We start from the raw sequence: 21,205 nt of genomic DNA, 5'->3' as shown, positions 1-21,205 counted from the left end.
AGAATGCGCAGCATTCTCGCATGGATGCGTACTATAACTATAGCGAAGAGGAAAGCTCTTTCGCCGCAGCGCCGCAAATGCGTGGGAGAATGCGCAGCATTCTCGCATGGATGCGTACTATAACTATAGCGAAGAGGAAAGCTCTTTCGCCGCAGCGCCGCAATAGCCTGGGAGAATGCGCAGCATTCTCGCATGGATGCGCACTATAACTATAGCGAAGAGGAAAGCTCTTTCGCCGCAGCGCCGCAATAGCCTGGGAGAATGCGCAGCATTCTCGCATGGATGCGCACTATAACTGCAGCGGAGAGGAAAGTCTTCTCGCCGCAGCGCCGCAATGGCCTGGGAGAATGCGCAGCATTCTCGCATGGATGCGCACTATAACTATAGCGAAGAGGAAAGCTCTTTCGCATCCTAATGCCTGTCTCTCGGACAGTGTTCCGTTCCATTTTAAGCGCCGCCCCCTGTGCGAAGCACCGCGCAGAGGGCGGCGCTTTCCTGTTGCGCTGCCTGGGCGGAAAACGCCGCCCAGGCTCTGCCGGGGGAGGGAAAAGGGCTTTCGCCTCCCGTGCCCGGGGAAGCGGAAAACAAAGAGAGGTTTTATAGCGGCAGAGGGTCCGGCTGGGGGCCTGGCTCCGCGTGGGGAAAAGCGCCTGCTTGCGGGCCGGGGGCAGGCGGTGCGGCGGAAAGACGCGTTACGGGCTGCGTTTGAAGCGGCCGGGGGCACCGCGCCCACGCAGGGCTTTTCCGGCCCGATCCTGCCGGAGAAGCCTGGTTTTGAGGCGATAAAGACCGGCAGCGATGGAATGGGTGAAAACGCGGAAAAGATGAAAAGCGATGGAGCAAGATGCGTTCGTCTGCTCCCGCCCCGCGCCTCCTGCGGCCGTGAAAGAATTAAAAAGTATACAAAAATAATCTGTAAATTTGTCAAAAGATAGAAAATCATAAAAAGCGATTTCAAAACACGGAAATAAAGAGTATTATGACAATTGAGACAAAAGCGTCTGCAAAGGTGAACTTCAAACAGATGAGGTGTGGACAGGGATGAAGAAAAAAATAACCGCGCTGCTGCTGGCGGCAGCCGTCGTTGCCTCGGTATTCGCGGGCTGCGGCTCCGGCCCGGAGCCCGGCGGAGAGCCGGCTTCTGTCGGCAGCACGGCCGCAGAAAAAACTCTGGTGCTGAGTGAGCCCGGCGTTTATTCCCAGGCGAGCGAGTACAGCGACGTGGTGCTCAAGGCGGACGGCATCGTGCTGGAAAATGCGGTGATCCACGGCTCGCTTACCGTGGATAAAGCCGTGGGGGAGGGCGACGCGACCCTGCGCGGCTGCACGGTCGAGGGAGACGTTTATCTGTACGGCGGCGGGCCCAACAGCGTCCATTTTGAGGACTGCAGTTTGGGCACTGTTCTGGCGGAAAAAAAGGACCTGCGCCTGGTGCTGGACAGCGGCACACGCGCAGATGTGGTGAGCGCCCGCACCCGTGTGCGGTTTGAGATCTCCGCCGAGGTAAAGACGGTGATGGTCGAGAGCAGCGCGGCCAGCAGCGAACTGCTGCTCACCGACGAGGCCCGGGTGGACAGGGTGATGCTGAACGCCGCGGCGCAGCTGGAGCAAAACAGCCCGCTTGCAGAGCTGACCGTGAGCAAAAAAGCGGAGGGCAGCAGCTTGAACCTGACCGCTGGGGTGGAAAAGGCGGTGCTCAGGGGGAACTGCTCGCTGGAGGTAAAAGCCGGCATCGGGGAACTGGTGCTCATGGACAACGCCTCCGGCAGTGAGATCGCAGTGGCAAAAGGGGCGCAGATCGACGTCCTGGCCACCGGCGTGCCGCTGACCTTGAGTGGCGAGGGCACGGTGAAACGAGCGATCTCTGACGAAAAGGAAAAACTGGGCGGCACGCTGGCCCCTGCTGTGGTCGAAGAAAAAGAGTCCCCGGTGCTGGAGGGGAGCGGGACGGCCAGCGCCAATCTGGCCACGCCCACCAAGGCGCCGTCGGCGACGGCGGCGCCGACCCGAAAACCCGCGCCTGCGCCCACCCCCTGGAACCCGGGCGGCGCGGGCACGGCTACGGCGGTCCCCGCGGCCCCCACCGCCACCCCTGCGCCCACGGCCACGGCGAGCCCGACGCCGACCCCAACGCCGGTGCCGGTACGCGTGTGGGACGGTTCTGCCGATACCAGCTGGTATACGGGTGACGCACAGAAATATGTGTTGGAGAATGCAGAGCAACTGGCCGGCCTGGCCAGTTTGGTGAACGGCGGCAGCGATTTTGCCGGGATCACCGTCACATTGGGCGTGAATTTGGATCTGGATGGCCGGGAGTGGACGCCCATAGGCGCAAGCAGTAGGAGCGGCGGCGGATTGGCGGCGGGCAGCACCCCGTTTGCCGGGGTCTTTGACGGCAGCGGAAACACGATCGCAGGCCTGTCGATCAGCGCGACAAGCGCCGCCGATAGGGGCGTGGGCCTGTTCGGCGCGGTCGCGGGCAGCGGGGCAGAGGTAAAAGGCCTTACCCTGACCGGAGTAAAGGTGGACGTGCCCTCCAGCAAGGCGCTGGGGGCAGTGACGGGCCTGCTCACGGACGGGGCGGCGATCTCTGACTGTCATGTGACCGGCGGCGTGGTCTCCGGCACACAGGGGGTCGGCGGCATCGTGGGGCGCGGCCTCAAGACCGGCGTGGTGCAGAATTGTTCCAATGCCGCGGCCGTCGCGGCCTCAAGTGCCAACGCGGGCGGCATCGCGGGGGCCATGTACTACGATCAGGACCCCGCGGGCACGGCCGGGCGTTCCGCCTTTGCGGTGCGCGGCTGCGCCAACAGCGGCCCCGTGGGCGGCCAGAGCGGCGTGGGCGGCATTGTGGGCCTGTCCACCACCTGTGACATCGAGCGCTGCGCGAACAGCGGCACGGTGACGGGCAGCGGCACCAGCATCGGCGGCATTGCCGGGGAGCAGAAGTTCGGCGGCACGGTGTCCGGCTGTACCAACAGCGCGGCGGCCACGGTCACCGGCGGCTCCTATGTGGGCGGCGTTGTGGGCTGGGTCCGCTATAACGCGCCGGGCGACATCTATAACCAGACCCTCACGGTAACGGTGGAAAACTGTAAGAACCAGGCGGCGGTGACCGGCAAAAGCTGCGTGGCGGGCATTGCGGGCGACATCTACTGGAGCGCGGTCCTCACCGGCTGCGTCAACAGCGGCGCGATCACCTCTCCCGGCATGGGGGCGGGCGTTGCGGTGGAGCAAAGCCTGTCCGCGGGCGGGGCAAAGGACGACAACTATTCCGCTGCGCGCGCGAACCGCGTGGAGGTGACCGGCTGCGCCAACAGCGGCGCGGTGGCTGCGACACCCACCTCAGACCTGCTTTACATTAACAGCAGCGATGGCGGCGGCTGCACGGTGGCGGTGGACGGCGTGATCCTTGTGGACGGGGATAAGATCGTTGCCATCACGGATGGGACCGATCGTTACAGTTCGCTTGCGGAAGCTGTTGCCGGCGCGCCGGACGGCGCGACCATCAGCCTGCCGGAGGGCCGGTATGACGAGACGGTCGTCGTGGGAAAGACGCTGACGATCCGGGGCAGCGGGACGGGTAAAACCGTAATCGCGCCCTCCGCCGCCACGGCCAAAGCCTTTGTGGTGGACCGGGGCTGCACCAGCGCGGCGCAGGCCGACACGGCGCAGCCCGGCAGCCTGACGCTGGAGCATTTGTCCCTGGAGCTCCCGTCGGGCGCGCGCGGTATCCTGGTGGAAAACACCAGCAACTACACGATACGGCTGAAAGATGTGAGCGCCGCCACGGCCGACATCAATACCGTCTTTCTCTATCTGAGGGGCGAGGTCGCCGGCGGCGCGGCGCGGGTGCAGAAAGATCTTTCGGTGGAGGCGGACGGTTTCCGACTCAATGAAGACGCGGGCCTGACCATCGACAGAGTTTTTTCAGCGTTTTATTTCGGCAATCTCACGGGCGGAAGCCTGCGCCTGCAGAACTCGGATCTGCGGGGCGCCCGGTATGCGATCAACCTGCAGCAGTCTGCGGGGATGGAGGTAACGGTGGCGGCCTCGGCCGTGCAGGGCTGGACGACCCTCAACGCCATCAGCAATAACTGCACTTTTGAAGTGACCGGCAGCACCCTGACCGGCTACAACTCCATGACGGGTACCAGCAACGACTACAGCGTGCTGGTCATCGACGGGGGACAGATCATCGGGGTGGACCCGGTACAGGGGTATGTCAACACCCTGCACGTCGCAGATTCCACCCTGCGCGCCGTGCGCGCGCCCGGCTGCTGTGCGGAAAAATATCTCAGCATCCAGTACGGGTCCGCCCAAAACCAGGCCGTTTTTGAGAATGTCCGCTTTGAGGCGGAAAACGACCCGCTGAACGGGGGCAGCGGGCTCGATATCGGGCCCAGCGACCGGCTGGTGGTAAACGGCGCCGAGGTGCCCGGCGCTGCCCCGCAGTTCGTCAAGGAGGACGATGGGGACTACTGGCTGCTGAAGGTCTCCTCGGCGGCGGCAGCTTTAACGGGCGAGTGGTACGATGACGGGACCAAGGCGACCATCTCCACCGACACCGCGCTGCACATTTTGAAAACAGAGGCGGAGAGCAGAAAGGTGTGGGGCTATTTCTCCGCCGTCACAGAGGCAGCGGGACAAAAATGCGCTGTCAGCTGCGATGTGGATATCCGGGATATCGCGGCGACCGATGTCCCGGTCACCGAGATCACCTTTGTCGGAGAGAGCGGCGGCGCGGCCACGGCGGCTGTGGGGGAGACCCGGCAGTTCAGCGCTGCGGTGCAGCCGGGGAATACCACCCACCGCACCGTCGTCTGGTCCAGCAGCGATGAGGGCGTCGCCGCGGTGACGGCCGACCCGCTGGACCCGTCGCGGGCGCAGGTAACGGCGCTCGCCGCGGGGGAGACGATCCTGAGCGCCCAGGCGGGCGGCGTCACTGCCCAGATCACCCTCACGGTAAAGGCCGCGGCAAACAGTGCTCTGTTCGCCCTGCAAGAAAATACCCCGCAGGAGGATGCAAAGACGGCGGCAGAGCAGACGCCGGAGCCGGAAGCAGAAAAGCAGCCCGCGCCGGGGCAGGAAGAAGCAGATATCGCTTCTCCCACGCCGACCATCGGGCCGACGCCGGAGCCGGATTGGACGCCCGAACCCCTGCCCGGCCCGGGCACAGTGACTTCTCCCACGCCGACCATCGGGCCGACGCCGGAGCCGGATTGGACGCCCGAACCTCTGCCCAGCCCGGGCGCGGTGACTTCGACCACGCCCGCGGCAACGCCGGTGCTGAGTCCCACGCCGGACCCGGCCTGGACCCCGGGCTCGCCGCCTGTACCTGCGGCGGCAGACGGGGAAAAGACGGACGATCCCCCGCGCGCGGAGATGGGGCCGGTACCGGATTGGACGCCGGAACCGCTGCGGTAACAAAGAGGAGGGCTGGGCGCCAATGCTGCTTCGGTCCGTGAGGGCAGCCCCCGGTATGGACAAGATGCAAAGTTTTTTGCCGCGGGGCGTGCCGCCGGATGTCTCAGCGGAGGTGCCGGCCAGCTCTTCACCGGCCTTTTCGTTTCAGCGCCCGCAAACGGGCAGGCGGACACTGACGTCCGCCTCTGGTTTTCAGGGGGGCGGATCTTGCCCGTTCCCGTTTTGCCCCGCAGCCACGCAAAAGCCTTTTTTTGGAGGGCGACAGCCTCCCCGGCCGGGACCAAAGACCTTTTGGATTTGATCATAATATTGAGATAAACAGACACAGGCCCGGTGGTCGCCGGGCCTGTGTCTGTTTTGGCAGGACCTTTTCTGGGTAAAATTTTGAAAAAATGAACAAATTTGAAAGAAAAAATCCGGCAGCCGCGTTTTATAAGTGACAAGCCAATATCAGCGCCCCTGTTTTGCCGGGGGCGGAAGGGAATCTTTTATCTTGAAAACGGCCGTGCAAAAATTGAAAAACAGCCGCCGCGCGGCGCTCCTGCTCGCCCTGTGGGCCGTGGCGGTCTTTCCGCTGATGTGCCAGTTTTTTGTGGAGTGGGTGCGGCTGCAGAGTGTGGGCCGGGCCGTGGCCTATTTTGCGGGCCATCTGGGTGCGGCGCTGCTGGGCACGGTTTTTCTGGCCGCGCTGATCGCCCTGTTCGCTTTGCTCACCCGCCGTCCCTGGACAGGTGCGGCGCTGACGGGCGGGCTTTTGTTCATCGGCGCCTATGTCAACTTTTACAAGCTCACCTACCGCGGCGATCCGGTGCTGCCGAAAGATCTGGCCATTGCCGGGGACGCGGCAAAGGTGGCGACCGAGCTGTCCATCCCGCCCACCTTTCAGATGGGGGTGTTCTTCCTCTTTTTTTCGCTCAGCATCCTGCTGCTGCTCCCCATCCAGCTGCCGCTGCCCGGCGGTGCAAAGGGTCTGGCGCTGCGGGTGGCCGGGCCGCTGGCAGCGGCGGCGTTCTGCGGCGTTTATCTGTGGGGCGTGCTCTGGAACAGCGGCGTGCAGGCCGCTTTCAAGATCGACACCATGGCGTTTCAGCCCTCCAAAAGCTATGAACAAAGCACCTTTGCCACCGGGTTTTTGATGTATACGGGTGCAATGAGCCCGCGCGCGCCCAAAGGCTACGGTGAGGCGGCCGCCGCCGGGGCCGCGCAGGCGCTGCCCAAAACGGACCGCAGCGCCCAGCGCCGCCCGGACGTGATCGTGGTGATGCTGGAAAGCTACTATCGGCTGGACAATGTACAGGGGGCGTCCTACGACACGGATCTGACCGAAAACTATGACCGCTATGCGGCGGAGGGGATCTCGGGCAGTTATATCTCGGACAAATATTCCGGCGGCACCGAGGAGATGGAGTTCGGCGCACTGACCGGCTTTTCCACCAGCCTGCTGCCCACCGGCAGCATCCCGTATGTGGAATACGTGGACGGGGAGTTCCCCTGCTATCCGCGCTTTTTGAAAGAACAGGGCTATAAAACCATCGCGCTGCATCCCTATGACCCGACCATCTACAGCCGTGACAAGGCGTATCCGGCCATGGGGTTTGACGAGTTTTACGCGCAGGACGATTTTGACGACCCGCAGATGCACGGGGCTTATATCGACGACGTCGAGACGGCAAAAAAACTGATCGAGCTCTATGAACAGGCCACTGCCGACGGCAGCAGCGTTTTTCTGCACACCGTGACCATGCAGAACCATATCCCCAACGACCCCGACGAGTACACGGCGGACTATAAGGTGAACGCGCAGCTGCCCGGCGTGCCGGAGTACTATGTGGACAGCCTGGAAAGCGTCGCCACCGGCCTGCGGGATGCTGACCGCGCCATCGGCCTGCTCTGCGATTATTTTGCCCGCAGCGACCGGGACGTGGTGCTCTTGTTCTTCGGCGATCACCAGACCGCCATCGGCGACCGGGACGGCCGGGAGCTGCTGGATGAGCTGGGCTCTTTCCAGGCGCTCAGCGAGGAGGAACAGCTCCGGGCCAAGCACATCGCGCCCTATCTGATGTGGTCCAACTTTGAGACAAAAGAGGCTGAGACGGCGGGGACCATGCCCCCTTATCAGCTGCTGGCGACCATGCTGGCCCGCTATAATGTGCTGCGGCCCGCCTGGTTTGATTTTCTGGCCCAGAGCCAGACCGTGATGAAAGGGGTCAACCTGGGCGAGGTGATCGGCCCGGACGGCAGCTTTGCCGGGCCGGTGTCCAATGCCGGCGAAGCGCAGAAAGACCTGCTGGAAAAACAGAAGCTGCTGCAGTACGACGCCATGTTCGGCGAGGGATTCGCGCATCAAAAAATGTACGGCTGACCGGCCCGGCCGGCAGGGAAAGGAAGACGAGCGATGTATCCGCTGATGGGGGCGCTGGCCGTCTTGTTGGGCGCGCTTTTGTTCGCGCTTGCCGGCGCGGCGGGCAAAAAGAGCCGGGGCGCTGCCTTGGCCCTGCGTGCGGCCGGGGTCCTGCTGACGATCGCGGGGTTGACCGCGCTTTTTCTGCTGCTGACAGGGCGCCTGACCCTGCCTCTGTCCCGCGGGTGAGGGAAAAAGCGCGCCGGCATAGGCGAGGCGCAGCCGAAAAGCAGTGCGCAGCCGCTGTTTTTCGGGTGAGAGAAAAAGCGCCCCTGCGCCGCGCAGGCGGCACATGGGCGAAGAAAGGCCAAAGTTTGAAAGGCGATAAAAAAAGGGCCGGAGCGGCAGGGAGGTTTTCCCCGCCGCTCCGGCCTTTCATGTTGTGTGGATACGGCCGCGGCTGTACCGGCGGCGCGCGCCCGGGCAGTTTTTCTTTGCAGGGAAAGCGCGGGCCGGGAAGCGGAGAGCCGAAAGCAGCGGCCGTTTTTTAGCTGCGGAAGCAAAGATATACGGCGGTACAACTGACCGTCTTTTGGGATGGCCACAGCGGGGGAGCAGCATAAAAGGGGCCTGAGGCCCTGTTTTGTTGTGCAAAAGCCCGGAGGCCGCGGTGCGTTTTCCCCTTTTCAAAAAGGAACGGCCTCAGGAAACGGTCCCCCGCTCATCTCAAGACGCAGGCAGGGAGATCGTGTACCCGGCGAGGCTGCCGGACGGCAGCCTCCCAAACGCGGTGAAAACCAGCCCGCAAATGACGGGTCCGGGCTTTTTTAAAACGCGATGACGATCCCTCCGTCATTTGCGTAGACGGTCGAGACGCCTGCAGCGGGCACGATCAGCACGTCTTCCAGCGCGGGGCAGGCCTCCAGCAGGGCCTTTTTCAGCCCCAGCGCGCGTTCAGTGCAGTTGCACTGGCTCATCACCAGCTGTACGCTGTGGGCCGCGGCGTCCCGGGTCATCTCGCCCACCCGGGCCACCAGCTTTGTCAGCGCATTGGCCGTGCCGCGCACTTTTTCCAGACAGGCGATCTCACCGTGGCCGTTGTCGCTCATAATGGGCCGCAGGCTGAGCATGCTGCCGATCACGCCCGCAGCCTTGCTGATGCGGCCGTTTTTGATCAGGTTCGACAGATCTTCCAGCACAAAAAGGGTGCGCATCTTGTCCCGGAACGCACAGGCCTGGGCCGTTACCTCTTCAAAAGGCAGTCCGGCCCGCACAAGGTCGAACAGCAGCAGCGCCAGCCGGGTCTCGCCCGCCGCCGCGCTCTCAGAGTCCAGGATGAAGATCTTTTTTTCGGGTTCTTCCTCCAGCACCAGGTCGCGGCCCATCACCGCGGCGTTGTAGCTGCCGGACAGCTTTGCAGACAGGGTGATCACCACGCACTCGTCGCATCCGCGCATGGCCTGCGCATAGGCCTCCGGCGACGGGCAGGCGGTGCCGGTGGCCTCTTTGGTGGCTTTCATGGCCTGCAGCAGCAGATGGGTGTCCAGCGTTTCGTCGTCGACAAAGCACTGCCCCGGCCCGGGGCGCAGCTCCAGGGGGATATGGCGCAGCCCCAGCAGGCTCTTGAGGGCGGGGGTCAGGTCGCAGCAGCTGTCGGCAAGGATCTGGATTGGCATAAAAGGGGCCTCCTTCAGCCCCGCAGGGCCGGTCTTTCAGTTGTATATCGATTCAATTGTAAGGATTGCAGGCGGATTTGTCAAACCGACCGGGGCGGCGCCCCGGCGGCGGTACTTGTAATTATACCGGGGATTTGTTAATATTCTGTATATACGGCAAAAAGGCTTTGCGTCTCTGCCGTCAGGAGAGGGGAAAAGGAAAAGTGGAGAACAAAGTCACCGAATTTTTTAAACAGAAAGGTTTTGACCTGGAGGCTGTCTTCACGGGCGAGGATACCAGCACCGTGGCCAAAGCGGCCGCCGTGCTGGGGGTCGAGGACGGCATGATCGCCAAAAGCCTCGCTTTCCGCCTCAAGGACGGCACTCCCATCGTGCTGGTGGTCTGCGGTACCGGCCGCATCGACAACCACAAGTTTAAAGAGCAGTTCCACTGCAAGGCCAGCATGCTCAGTTTTGAGGACACATTGGCTGTCACCGGGCACCCGGTGGGCGGCGTCTGCCCGTTTGCCCTGCCGGACGGGGTAGGCGTCTATCTGGACAAGTCGCTGAAAAAGTATGAGGTGGTTTACCCCGCGGCGGGCACGCAGGACAGCGCGGTGCGGGTCGAGGTGGCGCGGTTCGAAGAGTATACCGGCGGGACCTGGGTGGACGTGTGCAAAGAGGAAGCGCCCGCCGCCCCGGCGGAATAGAATGGAAAACAGCCGGGCCCCTCGTATGGGGGACGCCCGGTTTTTTCGCGCCGGAAGGCGCGGGGGGAACACACACACCGTGACGACAGGAGGCAAAGCATGAAAACTGATATCGAGATCGCCCAGAGCACCCAGCTGCTGCCCATATCCCGCATCGCTGAGGCCGTGGGCCTGCCGGAAGAGAGCGTCGATCTCTACGGCCGCTATAAGGCAAAGGTGGATCACCGCCTTGTGGCCCGCAGCGCAGGCCGGCCGGACGGCAAGGTCATTCTGGTCACCGCCATCAGCCCCACCCCGGCGGGAGAGGGAAAGACCACCACCAGCGTGGGGCTGGCCGACGCGCTGCACCGGCTGGACAAACGGGTGATGCTCTGCCTGCGCGAGCCCAGCCTGGGCCCGGTGTTCGGCGTCAAAGGCGGCGCTGCGGGCGGCGGCTATGCCCAGGTCGTGCCCATGGAGGACATCAACCTGCACTTCACAGGCGATCTGCATGCGATCGGCGCGGCCAACAACCTGCTGGCGGCCATGATCGACAATCACATCTATCAGGGCAACGCGCTGGGCATTGACCCGCGCCGGGTCACGTGGCGGCGCTGCATGGACATGAACGACCGGCAGCTGCGCTTTCTGGTAGACGGCCTGGGCGGGCGGACCAACGGCACCCCGCGGGAGGACGGCTTTGACATCACGGTGGCCAGCGAGATCATGGCCATTTTCTGCCTGGCGACAGATCTTGCCGACCTGAAAGCGCGGCTCGCCCGCATCGTGGTGGGTTCCACCTATGACGGGGAGCCGGTCACGGCGGGCCAGCTGGGGGCCGCGGGCGCCATGGCCGCGCTGCTCAAGGACGCTTTCGACCCCAATCTGGTGCAAACGCTGGAACACACCCCGGCGCTCATCCACGGCGGGCCCTTTGCCAATATCGCGCATGGCTGCAACAGCGTCATCGCCACAAAGCTGTCCCGCAAGCTGGCGGACTATGTAGTAACCGAGGCCGGCTTCGGCGCGGATCTGGGCGCTGAAAAATTTCTGGACATCAAATGCCGGCTGTCTGGCATCCGGCCGTCGGCAGTGGTGCTGGTCGCCACCCTGCGGGCCCTCAAACATCATGGCGGCTGCCCCCGGGACGCGCTGGACCAGCCCAGCCCGGCGCTGGTGCGGGCTGGGCTGCCCAATCTGGAACGCCATATTGAGAACCTGCGCGGTTTTGGTCTGCCTGTGGTGGTGGCGATCAATGCATTTCCCACCGATACGGCAGAGGAGCGGGCCGAGGTGGAGGCGCTCTGCGCCCGGATGGGGGTGCCCTGTGCGATGAGCGAGGTCTTTGCCAAAGGCGGCGCCGGCGGCGAGGCGCTGGCGAAAGAGGTGCTGGCGGTGATGGAAAGCCAGCGGGAAACGCCCGAGCTTTGCTTCACCTATGAGGACGGTCTGCCGCTGGCGGGAAAGATCGAGGCGGTCTGCAAAAAGATCTACCGCGCCAAAGCGGTCAACTTTGCGCCTGCGGCGGCAAAAGCCCTGGCGGAATACGAGCGCATGGGTTACGGCAGCTGCCCGGTCTGCATCGCCAAGACGCAGTATTCTTTCAGCGACAACGCCAAACTGCTGGCGGCGCCGGAAAACTTCACGGTGGAGGTGCGCGAAGCGCGCCTTGCGGCGGGCGCGGGCTTTGTGGTGGCGATCTGCGGCGCGATCATGACCATGCCGGGCCTCCCCAGGAGGCCGGCAGCGGAGAATATCGACGTGGACGCGGACGGTAAAATCAAGGGGCTGTTCTAAAGAAAACAGCGGGCTTGCGCCGGCCTCCGGACGTATTCGGATAAGCCCGGCCGGCAGCGGGATTCCGCAGAGTATAACAGCGAGCTCGAACTTCAAAAGGATGACTTCCAGAAAGCTTTAAAGAACAAGGGTCCCCCTAGCGGCTTGTGCCGCTAGGGGGGACCCTTGTTCTTTTCATTGTAAAAGGACGCGCACGAGACAATCAAAGATCACTGATAAATAAAATGGAATTTTTTATCGCAGATGACTTTTTCCACCAACTCGCTGCACAGACCCTGGCTGCTGAAAGAGGTGGATTGCGCTGCGATCTCCCGGCAGGCAGATACCGCTTTGAGCAGAGAGACCGGATCGTCGTCATTGATAAAAGAGCGGATAAAGCTGGTGGCGACCGTATCGCGATAGTGAGAAAAAAGAGCCGAGCGGGGAGTCGGATCAGAAAAAACGCAGATGATGCTCGCCTCATCGTCGGTATAACAGAAGTGACTGTCCCCATAGCAGACCAGCAAAGGCCCGGCGAGTTTGGCGTGCAGCTGTTTGGATATCCGAAAAATGCTTTTTTCATCCGTCATATCGGGCGTTTCCCGCTCCAGAATAGCCGCTGCATTTTCCAGGCTGGTCACCATGCCGTTGAACTGATTGAGAAAATTTTTATAGCGTTTGATACGCGTGGGCTTGGTGCAGACGAACAAAGTGGGAGAATAAGTGGAGGAAACGTATTGCAGAGTTTCGCTGGACAGGCTGTCCTCGACGACGATCAACTGGGCATGGCGCAGTTTGTACTGCTTGCTGCTCAGAAACTCAGGGGTGATCAGGCGCTGCAGTTTCATGTTGGCAGAGGCGAGAATGATTTTGTTGAAATCCAACGTGCGGATCTCCAGATAGGTGGAAGTCCGCTCTGAGGGGACGATCATAAAACTGTCGGTGTCGACCCCTGCGCTCTTGCACTCTTCAATCAGGGAACGCCCCAGCAGATCAGAACCCACGGCAGAGATACAGCAGGTGCGCATTCCAAACCGGGTCAGAGATTCTGCAATATTTTTGCAGATACCGCCATAGCTGACCCGCAGGTCATAATCATCCAGCGCAAGAGGGGTAAAAATTTGATTTTCCGCCATTACGGTCTGATAGTCCACACCGGAGGACCCGATCACGCAGATGCTTTTTTGATCTTCGATCACATATCCGCGCCCACGGATATATCCTTTTTGCATCAGATAGGAAATATAAACCGACACCGAAGAGCGCGTGATATTTAGCATCCGTGCCAGCTCACTTTGAGAAAGCATAGGATTTTCCGTCAGTTTTTCCAAAATGATCTTTTCATGCTTGTTCACTCTCATCGCACCTTTAAAACTATCCATTTTATAGAAATTATTCTATCTGTATTTTATAAAAAAGTCAATTAATGTAAGAATAGCACAATTAATTTCACTAAAAATTATAACTTTTATGGGTTTACACTTAAAAAAATATAGCATATACTATTTTTAGATCAAAAAGCTATAAAGGCTGCGGGCGGGAGGCGGAACCGTGGAGAAAAAGCAAAATTGCGCATATGGCAAAAAACTCCCTCTCAAAGCCGGCATCTATTTCATGGGCATGGCGATCAGCTGCTGCGGGACCGCAATTTTCACCCTGAACGGTCTGGGAAGCGATGCCATGAACACCTTGTTCACCGCAATTGCCAGCAGAATGAATATTTTACCGGGCCGGATCTATACGGTGTTCAACCTCACCATGCTGCTGGCTGGATTTTTGCTTGCCAGACGCTATATGGGCATCGGGTCAGTGCTGATGATCCTGGTCCAGGGATTTTTTATCGATATCTGGATGAGCTGTTTCCTCTCAGTGCCCTGGCTGTTTGAGGGTGCTGGATGGAAGGCTGCTATGGCGGCGCTGGGCTATGTCTGCCGGACTTTTGGATGTGCGCTGTCCACTTCTATGTGCCTGGGCACAGCGGGCTTTGAGGCTTGTCTTTTTACTCTGGCAGACAGGATACGGGTGGAATACAAATATTTGAAGATGTTCAGCGAGATCTTTTATTTCGCAGCAGCTCTGGCTTTGGGAGGCGTATACGGTGTAATGACGATCATAGAGGTCTTGTTTTACGGCTGCGGACTCAGCTTTTTTATGGTAGGGCTGAACAAAACCGTTTGGAGACGGTGGGACATAGACGACAGGCGCAACGACCTTTCACGCAACAACCGGCGCAAAACATTCGCCGGCGATGCGGGTGAGGAATAAAGTCCGTATTCCCGCTTTAAAGCGCTTTGAAGCGGGTTGGGAATAAAAGGAGCACTTAACTCCGAATTTCAGTAAAAGAAAGGAAGAAGATCATGAAAAAGTTACTTGCTATCTTGCTGACGCTTGCTATGGCAGCCTCGCTTGCCGCCTGCGGTGGTTCCGGCGGCGGAGACAAACCCGCTTCCGGCGGAGCTTCCTCCGGTGCTGCGGCACAACAGGGCGCTTCCGGCACAGCGGACGGGGATGCGCGCAGCATCATCTATCTGTGCATGAATCTGGGCGATTTGTCCTTTAACGATCTCGGCTGGGAAGGCTCTCAAAACGCGGCGGAAAAGTATGGCTGGAGCGCAGATGTCATCGAACTGGGCAAAGATACCTCCACCTATGAAAATGCTTTTGTCGACGCTTTGGACAGCGGAAAATATGACCTGGTAGTTACTCAGTCCAACTATGGATTGTCCGATTTGTGTATCAAATATGCTCCTGAATATCCCGAGATTGATTTCATCTCCTTTGATATGTCTGCTACGGCAGACATTTCGGGCATCGACAATCTGTTTGGCATTGCATTTAAACAGAATGAAGGCTCTTTCCTGGCGGGCGCCCTGGCGGGGAAATTGACCAAGACCAATAAGATCGGCGCTTTTGTCTTCAATGATGTGCCGGTCGGCAACGACTTTGTCACCGGTTATGTGGCCGGCGTCCGCGAGGCCAACCCCGACGCGGAAGTCAGCATCGCTTACGGCGGCGGGACGGCGGACGCTTCCAAATTGCAGGAGGTCTCTTCGGCCATGTTTGACAGCGGAGTGGATGTCATCTACGGTATCTCCGGCTCGGCCTATCCCGGCCTGGCAAAGGAAGCGACCGGCCGCGGCGGGATCGACAGCGGTCTGTGGTGCATTGGTGTAGACAGCGACATGTGGACGGTCTACAAGGCGTCGGAAAATGCCGATTATGCGGATGTGATCGTTACCTCGATGAAGAAAAATGTGGCGGATTCCATTGTTTACACGATCGACCGCATGGTGGAAGGATCGCTCCCGTTCGGCAAGGTGGAGCCCTACGGCATCACGGAGGGCGGCGTCGGCCTGGCGGACAACGAATATTACCGCTCCAAAACCCCGGCGGACGTGCTGGAGTACATGGACAGCCTGCAGAAAGACGTTGTTGACGGCAAGGTAAAGGTTCCTTCCTACTTCGATTTCGAAGATTATGACGCTTTTGTCGAGTGGAGAGACCAGTAAGCGGAGGGTCGTCAAAGCAGTTCATTTCATGAAGTACATGGGGAGATGGACGGGGGTTCATCTCCCCATCTGGTAAAGGGGAGAAAAGATTTGGCAGAAGTACTTCGCATGCAGGATATCACCAAAATCTATCCCAATGGCTTTATGGCCAACAAGGACGTCAATCTGGTCATCAGGGAAGGCGAGATCCACGCTCTTGTGGGAGAGAACGGAGCGGGCAAGACGACACTCATGAAAATTCTTTTCGGTATGGAGGATTTTCAGGGCGGGCAGGTCCTGCTGGACGGCAAGGACGCATGCATCTCGAGCCCGCTGGACGCGATCGCGAAAGGCATCGGTATGGTCCATCAGCATTTTATGCAGGTGCCGTCCCTGAGTGTTGCGGAGAACGTCACGCTGGGGATCGAACCCGGACAGGGCCTGCTATTTGACAAGAAAAAGGCTGCGCAGATCACGCAGGAGATCTCTGACCGGTATCAGCTCAAAGTGAACGCCAACGAGCGGATCGCGGACATGGGCGTGGGTCTGCGGCAGAAAGTGGAAATATTAAAAGCGCTGGTACGCAAATGCCGCATCCTGATTTTAGACGAACCTACGGCTGTGCTGACCCCGCAGGAGACGCAGGAACTTTTTGTGCAGCTGAAAGCGCTGAAAAAAGACGGCATCGCCATTATTTTTATCTCCCACAAGCTGGAAGAGGTAATGGCTCTTTGTGACCGGGTCACCGTGCTGCGTGCGGGCCGTACGGTGGGAACAGATGTGATCGAAAACCTGAACCCGACCAAGATCTCCCGCATGATGGTTGGCCGCGATGTGGTGCTGGAGATCGAAAAGGAGCCTGCAGCGCCCACCGAACTGGTGCTGCAGGTAGAGGATATCCACTATAAAAACGCTGAGAATATCATGACCGTAAACGGTGTGACTTTCGGCATCCGGCGCGGCGAGGTCGTGGGGATCGCAGGCGTAGAGGGAAACGGGCAGAACGAGGTGGCGGAACTGATCAGCGGTATGCTTCCGCTGACGCAGGGAGAGATCCGGATCTGTGGTAAGAGCATCCGCGGCAAGTCGGTGCGCAGGATCCGAGATATGGGGATGGCCTATATCTCGGAGGACCGTATGGTTTATGGCTGCGCCGCAAATCTTCCCATCCGCGAAAACATGATGGCCGACCGGATCCATTCCCAAAAATACCGTAAGTTTGGCCTTTTTATCGACACAAAAAAGATCAATCAGGATATTGACGGGCTGATTGAAACATTTGAGGTTGCCTGTGACGACCGCGCCCAGCCGGTGCGGATGCTCTCCGGCGGCAATATTCAAAAGGTCATCGTAGCCCGCGAATTTTCCAGCGGGGCGCATCTGATCCTGGCAAACCAGCCGACCCGCGGCATTGATGTGGGCACTACGGAAATGATCCGCAAAACTTTAGTGCGCAAGGCGAGGGAGGAGGGCGTGGCGGTACTGCTCGTTTCTTCGGACCTGAACGAAGTGCTGGAGGTCTCTGACCGCCTGCTGGTCATGAAAGACGGCAAGATCGTCGCGCATTTTGAGGACGCCTCGCTGGTAAGCGAAGAACTGCTGGGTGAATACATGCTGGGGGTCAGGCAGATGACTTCGGAAGAAATGGGTGAAATGGTATGAAAGAAACCAGAAAAATAGAGTTTGGATTTGAGATCTTCAGGATCATCGTTGCCCTTGCCATCGCCTACGGCATCACCCTGTTATGCATCATGATCATCAGTGACGACCCCTTTCAGGCCGTTTATATGTTTGCAGTAGGACCGTTTACTTCGATCCGCCGGCTGGGACAGTTGTTCGGCAAGTTTATCCCTTATCTGCTGACCGGCGCGGGGATGTGTTTTGTGTATGCCTCCAATCGGTTCAACCTGATCGGGGAAGGCGTTTACCTCATGTCCGGCTGCCTGGTGGCTTATGTGGCCGTGCAGCTGGGCGGAGCAGGCATCCCGCATATCCTGTTTGTGCTGCTGCTTCTGGTGGTCGGCGCTTTGACGGGGGCGCTGTTCGGCTCGGTACCCGCGCTGCTGCGTGAGAAAATGAATATCAACGAGACCGTGGTCTCCATCATGATGAACTGGGCGATGCTGTACCTGGCGACCTATCTGGTCAAAACTAAAATGTATGACAACAGCATCACCTACATGGCGTCCAAGCCCATCCCGCAGGAAGCACGGCTGACCGCTCTCATTCCCCGCACGCAGCTGCACACCGGCATTTTTGTCGGCATCATCGCTGTGGCGGTCACTGCGCTGATCTTTTACAGAACTGCATTGGGATACGATATCCGCATCTGTGGGGCCAACCCCAAATTTGCCAAAGCAAGCGGTATCAATATGACTGCCACCTTGATTTTGGCCCAGGTGATGGGGGCGGCACTGGCGGGCCTTGGCGGCGCGGTGGACATTTTGGGCATTTACGACCGTTACATGTGGACGGCCCTGACGAATATGGGGTTTGACGGTTTGATCGTGGCCGTGCTGTCCAAAAAGAACCCGGTTTTTATCCCGCTGGGGGCTTTTCTGCTGGCGTATATGAGAACGGGTGCCTCCATTCTCAATTACACGACCGAGATCCCGATAGAGTTTGTGGATATTATGCAGGCCGTTATTATCCTTCTGATCGCAGCGGAACACTTCCTCGGCGGATTTAAGGAAAAGCTGATCTTCAGGGCGTCGAAAGAAAAGAACAAGGAGGTGGCGTGACCGTGCTCGATACCATCGTTAAATTTTTGTTTTCTGTTATCCGGGTCTCAACACCGCTGGTTTTTGGGGCGGTAGCGGCCTGTGTCACCCGCAAGGCCGGCCTGCTCAACCTGGCGATCGAAAGCATGATGCTTGCCTCGGCGCTGACGGGCGTTCTGGTCAGCGGCGCCACCCAAAGCCTTCTGCTGGGGATGCTGGCAGGATTTGCGGCGGCTATCGCCATCACGATGATCATCTCTTACAGCGCATTTGTGCTTAAATGTGATCTGTATCTGGTGAGTATCGCGATGAACACCGCGCTGGTGGGAGGTACGGTGTTCGTGATGTACCTGTTCACACAGCAGAAAGCAAATACTGCGGGCGCGATCCCCAGCCTGTTTGTAGGCAGCATGGAACTCCCTCTCATCAAGAACATCCCCCTGCTGGGAGGCATCCTTTCCGGACACAACGTGCTCACCTATGTGGCTTTTTTGATGGTGTTTCTGGTGTGGTTCCTTTTATACAAGACCAAGATCGGCCTGCGCATCCGCTCGGTGGGCGAAAACCCGCAGGCAGCGGAGTCGGTGGGGATCTCCCCGCGCCGCATTTACTTTTTATCCTTTGGGATGTCCGGCTTTATTGCGGCGCTGGGCGGCATGTACATGTCCATGGGATATCTGACCTGGTTTGCACGCGACATGATCGCGGGCCGCGGCATGATCTCCATGTCGGCGATGAACATTGCGGTGGGTGAGCCGGTGAGCGCGACTTTGGCGGCGATGATGTTTGGCACGGCCGACGCACTGTCCAATTATATGCAGCTGGGCAAGTTCCCCTCGGAGCTGATTTCCATGTTCCCTTATGTGTGCACTGTCGCGATCTTAGTGCTGATGGCGGTGATCCGCACGGTCAAAGCCACGGCGGAAAGAAATAAAATTTAAAACGAACGGAGAGTCGATCATCATGAAAAGAAAAATAATTCTTGATGTGGATACCGGATCTGACGATGCGGTAGCCATCATGTCTGCGGTCTTGTCACCGGATCTTCAGCTGGAGGCGGTGTGCTCTGTGGCAGGGAACAAGGATATCGACAAGACGACCGAAAACACGCTGCGGGTGATACAGCTGCTGGGCGCTGACGTGCCGGTATATCGCGGCTGCCGCGAGCCGCTGGTCAAGTTTTTATGTCCTGACCGGCTGCCCAAACGCGGGGCCTCCAAACCGGTTTTGAAAGATGGAAAAGAAGTGCAGATGCATGCCGATTATCTGGATATCCCCGCAGCCGTGATCCGCGAGCAGGCGATCAGCGCGCCGGAGTTTTATGTGCAGTATCTGCGCGCGGCCAAAGAACCGGTGACCATCGTTGCGGTGGGGCCCTTGACCAATGTTGCCATGGCGCTTCTTCTGGACAACTCGATTTTGAATAAGATCGAGGAGATCGTCGTCATGGGCGGCGGCTACAATATCACCAACACCTCGCCGAGCGCAGAGTTTAATATTTGGTATGACCCGGAAGCCGCCCAGAGAGTTTTCCACTGCGGCGCCAAGGTCACGATAGTTCCTCTGGACGCGACCCACGCGGCATGTGTCACACTGGAAGACTGCGCGCGTTTCCGTGCGCTGGGAACGGTATCCGGCAACTTTGCAGCCGAACTTTGTGAACAGCGCATCACAGTACACGACGATTCCCAGCCGTTGGCAGTGCCGCATGCGGCCGCTGTCCACGACGCGGTTTGCGTGGCTTATCTGATCGATCCCTCGGTGCTCAAGGATGTGCGGCATGTGCATTGCGATGTGGGATTCCGAGATTTCTGTGAGGGGCAGACCATCCTGGACCCACGGTATTACACGGAAGAAAAAAACTGCTATTTTGCTTTTGACGGCGACAGGTTCAAATTTGTGGATATCCTCTGCGACCTGTTTGCGCGCGACAAAAAAGCTGGGAGGTAATTTTATGGCAACAAAAGTGATTTTGGATGTCGATACCGGGTCGGATGACGCCGTAGCGATCATGACAGCGGCGCTTTCCCCCGAGATCGACCTAGTCGCGATCTGTACCACCTGGGGCAATCAGGCGATCGAAGACACCACGGACAATACCCTGCGGCTGGTGGACGCCATGGGCCTTGACGTACCGGTTTATCAGGGGTGCGATACGGCGATGGTAAAGTATCTGACCAACGATTATGTGGAAAACCGTCCGCATGTGCCTGTGATGCACAACGGAAAGCCGGTCATCATGCACGCGAAACATCTGGATCTGCCCGAGGCGGTAACACGGCCCCAGAACGTGCCGGCGGCCTGCTTCTATGTCGACTATCTCCGCAAGGCTACCGAAAAAATCACGCTGATCCCAGTCGGCCCGCTCACGAATCTGGGCCTGGCCCTGCGCATCGCCCCTGATATTGCAGAGCATATAGAGCAGATCGTGGTGATGGGCGGCGGCAGTAAGATCACCAACTGCAACCCCTGGGGCGAATCGAATATCTGGCACGATCCGGAAGCGGCGCAGATCGTGGCGGAATGCGGCGCAAAGGTCGTTTGGGTGCCGCTGGATGCCACGCACCGGGCCTGCATCACGATGGAGGATTGCAGACGCTTTCGGGAGATCGGCACTTTTTGCGCCAAGTTTGCCGCGGAACAGTGCGAACAGAGGATCATCGTCCACAACGCGCAGCAGCCGTTGGACATTCCCGACGCAGCGGCGGTACATGACGCTTTGTGCGTGGCCTATGTGATCGATCCCACTGTGCTTACGGACCTGCGTCATTGCCATGTGGAGATCGGTCTGGCAGGCTATGGAGAAGGGCAGACGATCGTGGATCAGCGCGCATATCCCTTGGAGAAAAACGGCTATTTTGCCTATGATGCGGACCGGTTCAAGTTCGTGGATATCCTTTGCAGCTGCTTTGCGCGCGATCCTCAAAAGGCGTAAGGCGTCGATCTCTTTTACCGTGCGCCGCTGAACAGGTCAAAGGGGCGCAGGCGGCAGTGAAAAAAGGATGCCCAGAGGCGGTAAAATGTGCCTGTCCAGTTGAGAAGAGCCCGCCGCGCAGGCGGACATGACGGGAAGCATAAATATCAAATGATGCCGCAGCATGCTGTTGCG

Annotated in this window: 14 protein-coding genes; 12 read left to right on the top strand and 2 right to left on the bottom strand. The window is 59.3% G+C overall.

Features of this window, described 5'->3' with window-relative positions; all coding sequences use genetic code 11:
• Positions 1 to 1,041: 1,041 nt before the first annotated feature.
• The 3 genes from H8S23_RS03770 (at position 1,042) to H8S23_RS03760 (ending at position 8,017) form a co-directional block, all read left to right on the top strand.
• A complete protein-coding gene (locus H8S23_RS03770) occupies positions 1,042 to 5,427 on the top strand; it encodes an Ig-like domain-containing protein (protein WP_186886955.1) in 4,386 nt (1,461 codons plus the stop codon).
• 493 nt (positions 5,428 to 5,920) lie between these two features.
• Entirely contained in the window at positions 5,921 to 7,789 is a 1,869-nt protein-coding gene (locus H8S23_RS03765; RefSeq protein WP_186886954.1) for an LTA synthase family protein, read from the top strand.
• 33 nt (positions 7,790 to 7,822) lie between these two features.
• The gene (locus H8S23_RS03760; RefSeq protein WP_186886953.1) at positions 7,823 to 8,017 is read left to right on the top strand and encodes a hypothetical protein; all 195 of its coding nucleotides are present in this window, start codon (positions 7,823 to 7,825) and stop codon (positions 8,015 to 8,017) included.
• Between the two features lie 578 nt (positions 8,018 to 8,595).
• Here the strand turns inward: H8S23_RS03760 and H8S23_RS03755 are convergent.
• A complete protein-coding gene (locus tag H8S23_RS03755) occupies positions 8,596 to 9,444 on the bottom strand; it encodes a DegV family protein (RefSeq protein WP_186886952.1) in 849 nt (282 codons plus the stop codon).
• 203 nt (positions 9,445 to 9,647) lie between these two features.
• On the opposite strand from H8S23_RS03755, the gene H8S23_RS03750 reads away from it, so the two are divergent.
• The gene (locus H8S23_RS03750) at positions 9,648 to 10,133 is read left to right on the top strand and encodes a YbaK/EbsC family protein (RefSeq protein ID WP_341479884.1); all 486 of its coding nucleotides are present in this window, start codon (positions 9,648 to 9,650) and stop codon (positions 10,131 to 10,133) included.
• Positions 10,134 to 10,232: 99 nt separating this feature from the next.
• Positions 10,233 to 11,909: a formate--tetrahydrofolate ligase gene (locus H8S23_RS03745; RefSeq protein ID WP_186886950.1), complete on the top strand. Its 1,677-nt coding sequence runs from the start codon at positions 10,233 to 10,235 to the stop codon at positions 11,907 to 11,909.
• 209 nt (positions 11,910 to 12,118) lie between these two features.
• Here H8S23_RS03745 and H8S23_RS03740 read toward each other — a convergent pair whose 3' ends face one another.
• Positions 12,119 to 13,243, bottom strand: coding sequence for a PfkB family carbohydrate kinase (locus H8S23_RS03740; protein WP_186886949.1), 1,125 nt, complete (start codon positions 13,241 to 13,243; stop codon positions 12,119 to 12,121).
• 196 nt (positions 13,244 to 13,439) lie between these two features.
• Here H8S23_RS03740 and H8S23_RS03735 point away from each other — a divergent pair, with 196 nt between their 5' ends.
• From H8S23_RS03735 to H8S23_RS03705, 7 genes are all read left to right on the top strand, one after another.
• Positions 13,440 to 14,153 carry a YczE/YyaS/YitT family protein gene (locus tag H8S23_RS03735; RefSeq protein WP_186886948.1) on the top strand — a complete coding sequence of 238 codons (714 nt, stop codon included), beginning with the start codon at positions 13,440 to 13,442 and terminating at the stop codon, positions 14,151 to 14,153.
• A gap of 92 nt (positions 14,154 to 14,245) precedes the next feature.
• On the top strand, positions 14,246 to 15,397 hold the full coding sequence (locus H8S23_RS03730) for a BMP family ABC transporter substrate-binding protein (protein ID WP_186886947.1): 1,152 nt from the start codon (positions 14,246 to 14,248) through the stop codon (positions 15,395 to 15,397).
• Between the two features lie 90 nt (positions 15,398 to 15,487).
• Positions 15,488 to 17,038 carry an ABC transporter ATP-binding protein gene (locus H8S23_RS03725; RefSeq protein WP_341479883.1) on the top strand — a complete coding sequence of 517 codons (1,551 nt, stop codon included), beginning with the start codon at positions 15,488 to 15,490 and terminating at the stop codon, positions 17,036 to 17,038.
• Entirely contained in the window at positions 17,035 to 18,117 is a 1,083-nt protein-coding gene (locus tag H8S23_RS03720) for an ABC transporter permease (RefSeq protein WP_186886945.1), read from the top strand. Before H8S23_RS03725 ends, H8S23_RS03720 begins: the two co-directional genes overlap by 4 nt.
• Positions 18,114 to 19,037, top strand: a complete 924-nt coding sequence (locus tag H8S23_RS03715; RefSeq protein WP_341479882.1) for an ABC transporter permease — start codon at positions 18,114 to 18,116, stop codon at positions 19,035 to 19,037. Before H8S23_RS03720 ends, H8S23_RS03715 begins: the two co-directional genes overlap by 4 nt.
• 22 nt (positions 19,038 to 19,059) lie before the next feature.
• Positions 19,060 to 20,046: a nucleoside hydrolase gene (locus H8S23_RS03710; RefSeq protein ID WP_186886944.1), complete on the top strand. Its 987-nt coding sequence runs from the start codon at positions 19,060 to 19,062 to the stop codon at positions 20,044 to 20,046.
• Positions 20,047 to 20,050: 4 nt separating this feature from the next.
• Entirely contained in the window at positions 20,051 to 21,031 is a 981-nt protein-coding gene (locus H8S23_RS03705) for a nucleoside hydrolase (RefSeq protein WP_186886943.1), read from the top strand.
• Positions 21,032 to 21,205 lie beyond the last annotated feature (174 nt).

The organism is Anaerofilum hominis, from assembly GCF_014287275.1.
GTDB lineage: Bacteria > Bacillota > Clostridia > Oscillospirales > Ruminococcaceae > Pygmaiobacter > Pygmaiobacter hominis.
This window is presented reverse-complemented; position numbering and strand designations above follow the sequence as displayed.

Excerpts from the sequence above, each read along its gene's own strand:
- H8S23_RS03755 (WP_186886952.1), bottom strand. The coding sequence starts at position 9,444 with ATGCCAATCCAGATCCTTGCCGACAGCTGCTGCGACCTGACCCCCGCC.
- H8S23_RS03760 (WP_186886953.1), top strand. The coding sequence starts at position 7,823 with ATGTATCCGCTGATGGGGGCGCTGGCCGTCTTGTTGGGCGCGCTTTTG.
- H8S23_RS03720 (WP_186886945.1), top strand. The coding sequence starts at position 17,035 with ATGAAAGAAACCAGAAAAATAGAGTTTGGATTTGAGATCTTCAGGATC.
- H8S23_RS03745 (WP_186886950.1), top strand. The coding sequence starts at position 10,233 with ATGAAAACTGATATCGAGATCGCCCAGAGCACCCAGCTGCTGCCCATA.
- H8S23_RS03710 (WP_186886944.1), top strand. The coding sequence starts at position 19,060 with ATGAAAAGAAAAATAATTCTTGATGTGGATACCGGATCTGACGATGCG.
- H8S23_RS03705 (WP_186886943.1), top strand. The coding sequence starts at position 20,051 with ATGGCAACAAAAGTGATTTTGGATGTCGATACCGGGTCGGATGACGCC.
- H8S23_RS03730 (WP_186886947.1), top strand. The coding sequence starts at position 14,246 with ATGAAAAAGTTACTTGCTATCTTGCTGACGCTTGCTATGGCAGCCTCG.
- H8S23_RS03770 (WP_186886955.1), top strand. The coding sequence starts at position 1,042 with ATGAAGAAAAAAATAACCGCGCTGCTGCTGGCGGCAGCCGTCGTTGCC.